Genomic DNA, 8376 nt, shown 5'->3' with positions numbered 1-8376 from the left:
CTCATCCCCTCTCCAATAGGCACCGGCAATGTTCAAAAGCTTGGCTGCTTTGATAAAACCTGTATTTGGGATATGTGGTCCACGGCAGAGATCCACAAAATTGCCTTGTTCATAAAAAGTGATCGATCCATCTTCCAAACCCTCCAAAAGGTCTAACTTATATTCATCACCTTTTTCCTTGAAATAAGCAATGGCGTCGGATTTAGAGACATCCTTTCTGATGAATTCGCTTTTTGATTTGGCCAATTCCATCATCTTGGCTTCAATTTTTTCCAGTTCGGCACCTTCCAATGGCTTATCACCAAAATCAACGTCATAATAAAATCCGTTTTCGATAGGCGGTCCGATGCCAAATTTTACCCCTGGATAAAGTGATTCCAATGCTTCTGCCATAACATGGGCAGAAGAATGCCAAAAAGTGTTTTTTCCCTCAGGGTCATTCCAAGTCAATAATTGGACTTTTGAGTCCTGATGGATGGGTCTGCTGGAATCCCAAACTTCCCCATTAACTTTCGCTGCAAGTACATTCCTGGCTAAACCCTCGCTGATACTAAGTGCAATCTGTAACCCTGAAACTCCTTTTTCATAATCCCTGACCGAACCATCTGGTAGGGTAATGTTGATCTGTTGGTTAGACATTTAAAATTCTAAATACATGAAACATGACATCTTTACAAACAGATGCTTAACAAAGGTGCAAATATGCAAATTGATTATGGGTTTATAAAAGATAAGGGCAATAAGGTTGGTTTATTTTTTTATGAGCTTCTGTATATTTGTTGCCGAACAGTTAAAATCCATGCAACACGACATCATCATAATAGGAGGCGGAATAGTCGGTCTGGCAACAGGTCTAAAAATAAAACGACAAAGCCCCGGATTGAAAGTAGCAATTTTAGAAAAGGAGTCTGAAGTTGCCAAACATCAAACGGGCAACAATTCAGGAGTAATCCATTCCGGGTTGTATTACAAACCGGGTTCATTGAAAGCGAACAATTGCATCAGTGGCTATCATGAACTGATCAAATTCTGTGAAGAGGAAAGTATTCCTTTTGAACTGACAGGAAAAGTGGTGGTAGCTACAAAGAAGGAACAGATTCCGATTTTAAATGGGCTATTGGAAAGGGGTCTTCAAAATGGATTGACTGGTTCACGTTCCATTACTTTACACGAACTCAAGGAATATGAACCATATTGTGCGGGAGTGGCTGCCATTCATGTTCCTCAAACCGGAATCGTAGATTATAAAGTAGTTGCGCAGGCTTATGCAAGAAAATTTCAATCATTGGGTGGTGAGATTTATTTTAATCATAAAGTACTGAAAATAAATAATTTAAATACACATTCTTCAATCAAAACTGAGCAGCAAGAATTTACCTGTAGACTGGTCATCAACTGTGCAGGATTATATTCAGATAAAGTTGCCCAGATGAATCAAAAAGAAACTTTAGATGTGAAAATAATTCCTTTTAGAGGAGAGTATTATAAGATCAAAAAGGAACGAGAATATCTGGTCAAAAACCTGATTTATCCAGTGCCAGATCCTAACTTCCCTTTTTTGGGGGTTCATTTTACCAGAATGATGAAAGGTGGAGTCGAAGCTGGACCCAATGCTGTATTAGCTTTTAAACGGGAAGGGTATAAACGTTCCCAAGTCAACTTATCCGAACTAAGTGAGACCTTGGCTTGGCCGGGATTCCAGAAAGTAGCTGCCAAATATTGGAAAACCGGAATGGGTGAAATGTACCGCTCATTCTCTAAAACAGCCTTTACCAATGCCCTGAAAGAATTGATTCCCGATATTCAGGAATCGGATTTGGTAGAAGGAGGTGCGGGAGTCCGTGCCCAAGCCTGTGACCGAACAGGTGGCTTGTTGGATGATTTTTGCATCAGGGAAAATGAATTTGCCATCAATGTCCTCAACGCCCCCTCCCCTGCTGCTACGAGTTCTTTGGCCATCGGTGGTATAGTGAGTGAGTTGGCTTTGAAGAGATTTTGAAAAAAAGACTAATATAAAATAATTGATATTGGAAATCGAAGCGTAGCGAAGATCCCGGGAGCGAATGCGATTCAAGATAGAGTAGAAATAAATAGAAATATAGCTGAAATAATTTCTGGTACTTGTAGCTGTAAATTCTTACCTATCAGGGTTAAATCAGAATATTATATCGCCGAAGGCAAATTCCAATTTTATTTCGCAGAGCTTATATCAATTAGAGAATGGGAATAAGATTTAGAAGGCAACCTTTTATTTTAAATTGTTTTCCTATATTTATATAAGACATTCCTCTCCCAAAATGGCCTCACATGAAATAGAAATTATCCTTAACCGCCAATTAGCAGATTGCCTTTCCATTCCGGTATTTATCACCGATACTATTGGAAATTTGATTTTTTACAACGAACCGGCAGAACTCCTCTTGGGAACGCGTTATGGTGAAACAGGAGAAATGAAAGTAGAAACCTGGTCCACCATATTCAAACCTTTGGATGAACAAAAAAATCCTTTGGCAGCGGAGGGACTCCCTTTGGTGCAAACCCTCAATGACCAGCTTCCACATCATCGGGTTTTTTGGATCGAAAGTCTGACGGGAAAACTTGAAAAAATTTCTGTTACCTCCTACCCCATTATTGGTCGTATGGGTAAATTTTTAGGTGCTGTAGCCATTTTCTGGGAAACAAAAGATACATGAAAGTTTCTATAAAAGGAGTTAGGGGTTCAATTCCCACAGCAGGTTCCGAGACCTCATATTATGGAGGTAATACAGCCTGTGTTACATTGCTTGAGGATGATAGGATGCTCATATTGGATGGAGGTTCAGGGTTGCAAAAAGTGAGCTTACCTGATAAGCCTACAAACAGAATTGACATTTTACTGACCCATCTTCATTTTGATCATATACAGGGCCTTGGTTTTTTTGGATCATTGTTTGACCCTACCAAGGAAGTGCATATATGGGCTCCCGAAAGTGCCACTCAAAGTTTGAATTCAAGGTTGAATAGGTTTCTTTCACCACCCTTTTTTCCTGTAATGATGCGGGACCTTCCCTGTAGATTAATTCTTCATGATATTTCAAACAGTAGTTTTGAAATTGGACCTTTTTCAATTGAATCCAGGTTTATCATCCATCCCGGGCCAACTGTCGCCTTCCGAATCAAGGGAAAAAATACGGTGGTGGCCTATATTCCAGATCATGAACAGGCTTTGGGGCCATCAGGCATGATCTCCGATAAAAAATGGATTTCAGGATTTGATATAGCAGATAAAGCGGATTTGCTTTTGCACGATGCGCAGTATACCGGCTATGAGTACAAGGAAAAAATCGGTTGGGGACATTCCAGTATGGAGGATGCCATCAAATTCGCTTCCATTGCCGAGGTAAAGCGCCTCTTATTTTTCCATCACGATCCCACTCGAACCGATGAACAAATTGAGGTTATTTTTTCCAAATTAAAGCAAAATGATTTCGGATTTGAAAATTTTGATTTTGCAAGAGAGGGTATTGAAATTGACTTGGGATAATGGATGATTTAATCAATCCTTTATTTGAACCAAAAATAAATATGTGGAATCACGCCTGACTTTGCGTGATTCCAACTTATTCATTTAAAAATTTTCAATTACATTTTGGACCTAATTTTCCGAACAAATACAAGAAAATAAATCATTGACTATAGCCTTATTTTGATTCCTCCATTGATAACAAATCCATCTAAAGGAGCATATATTTCTCTAAACGAAGGATTATCAATACTCCCGGTAAATATGGAATCAAACCTTGTCTGCCTGGCATCAAGGAAATTTTCAAAATTGATGTAGAGTGAAAAATGCTCCCATATCTTTTCTGCCATAAATCCCATGATCAGATATTCCTTTCCAATACTTCCATCACTCAATACCTGCTTGGAGAAATAATAAGTCTCCCACCCAATTTTTACACTGTCATGTATTTCATAGAAAAGTACAGAATTGATCCGGTGTTTGGGATTCAATGGATAAATTCCGCGTTGACCATTGTTGGAAATGTGAGCATCTGTAAAGGTATAACCCATAAACCATTTGAAATCTTTCCATTCCCATTTAATGTTGGTCTCAATTCCTTTGGTATCTGCAAATCCGTTGATATTTTCTAACCTATAAAACTCCCCTATCGGCTCTCTGAGCAAAAGAGGTCTGTCCAAATAAGTATAGAAAAAGAGATGGTTGATACTCAAAAACAATTGATCATCCAAGAGGCTGACTTTATAGTTTATATCCCAATTCAAACCATAACTCCTTTCCAAAACATTAATTTCTTGATCAATTGGCAACACATTTTTGAACTGTAACCTTTCTGTTTCTTCGGTAAAAATTGTTGGAGCCTTGTACCCTAGTCCGCCACCAAACCTTGAAGTTAAAGCTGAGTTTACTTTCCAAAGAAGCCCAAATCTTGGTAATGCTGCCCAACCAAAATCAGGTATATAATCAGTCCTCAAACCCGACTCCAAGCTCCATTTGGAATCCAAATCCCAGGTGTTTTGGGCAAATATCCCAATGGTCTGTAGGGAATAACTTCTGTCCAAGTTCGTCTCCATCTCCTTAAAGGATTCTGTCCAAAGATTTGCTCCAAATACCCAATCCGATACGTCACCAGTTTTTCTGTAATTAAGTTCCGAAAAGCTTGCCTGTTGATTTCCATGGAAAATATGGTCACCGGAGCTCAGCTTTCTGTCAAAGTGGTTGATGGCATTTTTGAATTGGATTTTTTTGTTTTCGGTCAATCTGTGGTTGACTTCCAATTGGGAATTGATACGGAAACTTTCATTGTTTTCAAAAAAAGCATTAGCATTACTTTCATTACCTTTGAGCAACTGCATATTGCCACCTTTTCTGTCTTCATAGTTGAGATTAATCCCCAATTCGGCCTCAGTCTGCTTATTGGGATACATAAATAATTTTGGATTGAAAGAAAATCTGTTGAACTTTGGTATTGCAGATAGCCCAATATCAGCCGGGTCATAGGGTTGATTGGAATTGAATGCTCCAAAGATGGTTGTCCCCCATTTTTCGTTCCTTTTTCCATGAAAGCTGGAAATGTCAAATCCTCCCGCATTGGTACCATTTAACAAAAAACTTGTTTCCCCTTCCATCTTAGGTCTTTTGGAGATCAAGTTGACTAAGCCCGCTATGGCACCTCCCCCATAAAGGGTTGATGCAGATCCTTTGATCAACTCAACTTGCTGTAGGTCCAAGGGTGGTATTTGAAGAAGGGAAAGACCCGAGGCGGCACCAGAATACAACGGAAAACCATCTTTGAGTAATTGAGTGTATCTGCCATCTAGCCCCTGTATCCTGATACTTGCGTTGGCGGAAGTTGGTGAGGTTATCTGAACAAGGATACCGGTACTTTCACTTAATATCATCCTGATATCGCCTGGTTTCATGTTTGCTTTTTCGTCTAATTCCTCCCCTGCAATTACCTCGACCCGCGTGGGAGTATTGGCAATAGTGCGCGAACTTCTTGTGGATACTACCATTACCCCATCCAACTCCTCGTGCTCCTCATCTAGCGCTATGAGAAGGTAATCTTGCCCTGGAGGAAGTGGAAGTTCGAAATTTACCTGTTGGTTTTCGTACCCAAGCATACTTACCGTCAGGCTACCTTTGCCTAATGGCAACTCTTCAAGCATCAAAGTTCCCTGTGAATCTGAGATACCGGCTATATCACTAGCTATTATTTGAACGAGAACCCCTGGAATGGGCTCTTGAGTGTGTTCATCAACGATTTTAATTTTGAGCTCTTGGCTTTGGGCAAATAATTGATTTGCAAAAAGACCAAACAGCACCATATTGAGGAATAGTTTTCCCATGATGTTTTTGGAATTTAAATGTTTTGAGAATAAATGAATAGGTAAGAATACCCGGGAAAAAATCAGACTTGTTTCGGCGGATGCCAAAAATGACCGCTGATCAACCTTGGTGAAAGTTTAGTCACTGTTGAGTTAAAAACGTTAAAGATGTCTGATTTTGGTAATATTTTCAAAATAAGTGTTTCCTTGACAAACCAAACTGAACTACAGGAACAAAGGGAAAAGGGAGGACAACAAACAGGATTTCCCTCTTTTTCATCATTGCATTGTTCTTCATGTTGAGCACATTGCGTTTGCGCAAAGATAGGTTGCGTCATGATGAGACATATAAATATCAATAAGAAATAGGCAACAGCTATTTTCATGAAATCCTGCTTTGGTTCAAATATATCCATTAATTCCTCCTCAGACAAAGTTCTTGCATTCTAACCAAATCTCAACCACATTGTAGGAAATGGAAAGGCATATAGGTTTTTTAAACTTTTTTCCTAACTGAATTGCTCATTGAAAAACTGTTTACAGACCCAGAATAGGTCTGATCAATGTAATCAGAAACAATATCCTCAGAATTGTGACAGCTTCATTGAAAATTAAAATCCGGATCAATACAATTCCAAAAGCTCCTATGCCTGTCCAATCAATTCACCTCATTTTTTCATCAAATTTTCAAAAATCAACAGATTTTCCTACTCTTGTTTTCTGTCTTCATTTATTTCCATCATAACTTCTGCAAATAATTTTGTAGATTTTATTCGGTCTTCGATGGCATACATGGTGAATACAGCTATAAGCTCATTCACCCCTGTTTTTGCGACAAATTCCATTATTTGCTTTTTTACCGTTTGCTTACTTCCCACAAAGGAGTATTTCAGGAATGGATGCATGGAAGGATGGTTCTTGATTTCCTTCAATTCCCGGTTCATTTCCGTCGGGGGCTGTAGCGGTTTCTTTTCTCCTGTCAATACACCAAAAAACATCCTGATCAAGGTGGTAAATAATTTTTCAGCCTCTTCATCAGCATTATGATGTTCTGCAAACCAAAATCGTTTGTAGTTTAATGCCTCGGCTTCTTTAGCTAATCCCATGGAATTGTTCAGTGTCTGCTTGATCGTAGCACTTTGCGGAACAACTGCTAATTCTAAAATGGAATATGCTATATCTTGATTTTTCATTCTTATTTTGGTAAAGGAAATATCATCTATATTAATTCCATGTGGGTTAATTTCGACTCCATTAAAACTTTGATTGGAGGAAATTAAAACAAAGTAAAAAAGGTAGGATAAATTACCCCACCTCTTAATTTTTCTGATTTGAAAAATACTATGCATTCAAAGAAGCAAGTTCTGAGCAGATTTCTGCACACTTTTTACAAGCATCAGCACACTCTTTGCAACTAGCATAGTGGTCAGCGTGCTTGGCACATTCTAGTGCGCATGCATTACAAATTTGAGCACACAAGGCATGAAGTTCCTTGCTGTATGCAGATCCTCTTGCATCAAATCTTGCACATAATGCACAGATATCCGCACAATCACGGCATATCGAAATGCATTCCATGTTTCCAACTTTAATACAATCCGTGATACATTTTTCGCATGTTACCAAGCAAGCCAAACAGGCGTCGATACAATTTTTTAAATTTTCCATTTTTCTATTGTTAACACCATGAAGGAATTTTCACGATTGAATAAAGATGGGAATCTTAGAAAAAAATAGCAGTACGCAGGTTTGGAAACAATTTATATTAATCACTTATTCTTGGTTTATGGAAAAATGGATGAGTTCGACCTCCTGATTCTCGGGACAGGCCTTTCATGGTCATTAAGCTAATCCCCTGTCATTGGAAATGTAGCTTCCAAACTTACCCTGAAAAAAAATTGGACCCAGAAAGCTTGCCAAAAATAGGCATTCAATCTGGGTCCAAAATCAATTGATCTAGGCGAATTACACCTTTTTTGGCGGGAGGTCGAAAGCTACAGCGTCGTGTTCCAAATGCCCCCGATGTGACCCGTCGCAAAAAGGTTTGTTTTTTGAAAATCCACATCGGCATAGTCCCAATACGGTTCTGCCTTGAAGCCCGTAAACATTGCCCTGCGCATCCACAATTTCGAAGTCACCTTCTATTTTCAAAGATCCATTGGAATTAACTGTGATTTTTGTATTTGACATTTTTTTGAGTTATAAATTGAATGAAAATGAATTAATTTCTGGTTTGTTTTTGCGAATTATTATCAATTTAAAGGATTTGCCTGAACTCCTACAAAGGTTATTTTGATAGGTAGGATAAGCCTGTTATCGTCAAATTCCATTTTGTCGATAGATGTTACTCTGTGATTGCCATCCGTTTCTCCCAATGGCCTGCGATGATAAACGATATAGTATTGGTCGGAATTGGGTATATGCAAGACGGAATGATGTCCTGCTCCGGTAGCCACATCAGGATCCTGTTCCAAAACCACTCCTATCCGTTCAAATGGTCCAAAAGGATTATCAGAAATGGCATAGGCGACTTTATAGTTTGGTCCG

General features: G+C 38.9%; 8 protein-coding genes. 3 read left to right on the top strand and 5 right to left on the bottom strand.

All coding sequences use genetic code 11. The features are described from left to right. On the bottom strand, nucleotides 1-639 hold a 639-nt coding region (locus ACEW8U_RS18915), incomplete at its 3' end, for a TGS domain-containing protein (RefSeq protein ID WP_373523623.1). Between the two features lie 160 nt (nucleotides 640-799). On the opposite strand from ACEW8U_RS18915, the gene lhgO reads away from it, so the two are divergent. The 3 genes from lhgO (at nucleotide 800) to ACEW8U_RS18900 (ending at nucleotide 3523) form a co-directional block, all read left to right on the top strand. Continuing rightward, nucleotides 800-1999 (top strand): L-2-hydroxyglutarate oxidase, encoded by a 1200-nt coding sequence (gene lhgO, locus ACEW8U_RS18910; RefSeq protein ID WP_373523622.1) that lies wholly within the window; start codon nucleotides 800-802, stop codon nucleotides 1997-1999. 298 nt (nucleotides 2000-2297) lie between these two features. Then, on the top strand, nucleotides 2298-2693 hold the full coding sequence (locus ACEW8U_RS18905; protein WP_373523621.1) for a PAS domain-containing protein: 396 nt from the start codon (nucleotides 2298-2300) through the stop codon (nucleotides 2691-2693). Continuing rightward, nucleotides 2690-3523, top strand: a complete 834-nt coding sequence (locus ACEW8U_RS18900; RefSeq protein ID WP_373523620.1) for an MBL fold metallo-hydrolase — start codon at nucleotides 2690-2692, stop codon at nucleotides 3521-3523. Before ACEW8U_RS18905 ends, ACEW8U_RS18900 begins: the two co-directional genes overlap by 4 nt. A gap of 149 nt (nucleotides 3524-3672) precedes the next feature. On the opposite strand, the gene ACEW8U_RS18895 is transcribed toward ACEW8U_RS18900, so the two are convergent. From ACEW8U_RS18895 to ACEW8U_RS18880, 4 genes are all read right to left on the bottom strand, one after another. Next, nucleotides 3673-5850: a TonB-dependent receptor domain-containing protein gene (locus ACEW8U_RS18895; protein WP_373523619.1), complete on the bottom strand. Its 2178-nt coding sequence runs from the start codon at nucleotides 5848-5850 to the stop codon at nucleotides 3673-3675. Nucleotides 5851-6536: 686 nt separating this feature from the next. Further along, nucleotides 6537-7022, bottom strand: coding sequence for a hypothetical protein (locus tag ACEW8U_RS18890; protein WP_373523618.1), 486 nt, complete (start codon nucleotides 7020-7022; stop codon nucleotides 6537-6539). A gap of 772 nt (nucleotides 7023-7794) precedes the next feature. Then, nucleotides 7795-8019, bottom strand: coding sequence for a CDGSH iron-sulfur domain-containing protein (locus tag ACEW8U_RS18885; RefSeq protein ID WP_373523617.1), 225 nt, complete (start codon nucleotides 8017-8019; stop codon nucleotides 7795-7797). Between the two features lie 62 nt (nucleotides 8020-8081). Further along, nucleotides 8082-8376, bottom strand: a 295-nt coding sequence (locus ACEW8U_RS18880; protein ID WP_373523616.1) for a family 43 glycosylhydrolase, incomplete at its 5' end; no start/stop codon positions are given.

The sequence above is a fragment of the Aquiflexum sp. genome (assembly GCF_041751335.1).
Classification (GTDB): Bacteria; Bacteroidota; Bacteroidia; order Cytophagales; family Cyclobacteriaceae; genus Aquiflexum.
The sequence above is the reverse complement of the archived record's forward strand: the minus strand, read 5'-3'. Positions and strand labels throughout refer to the sequence as shown.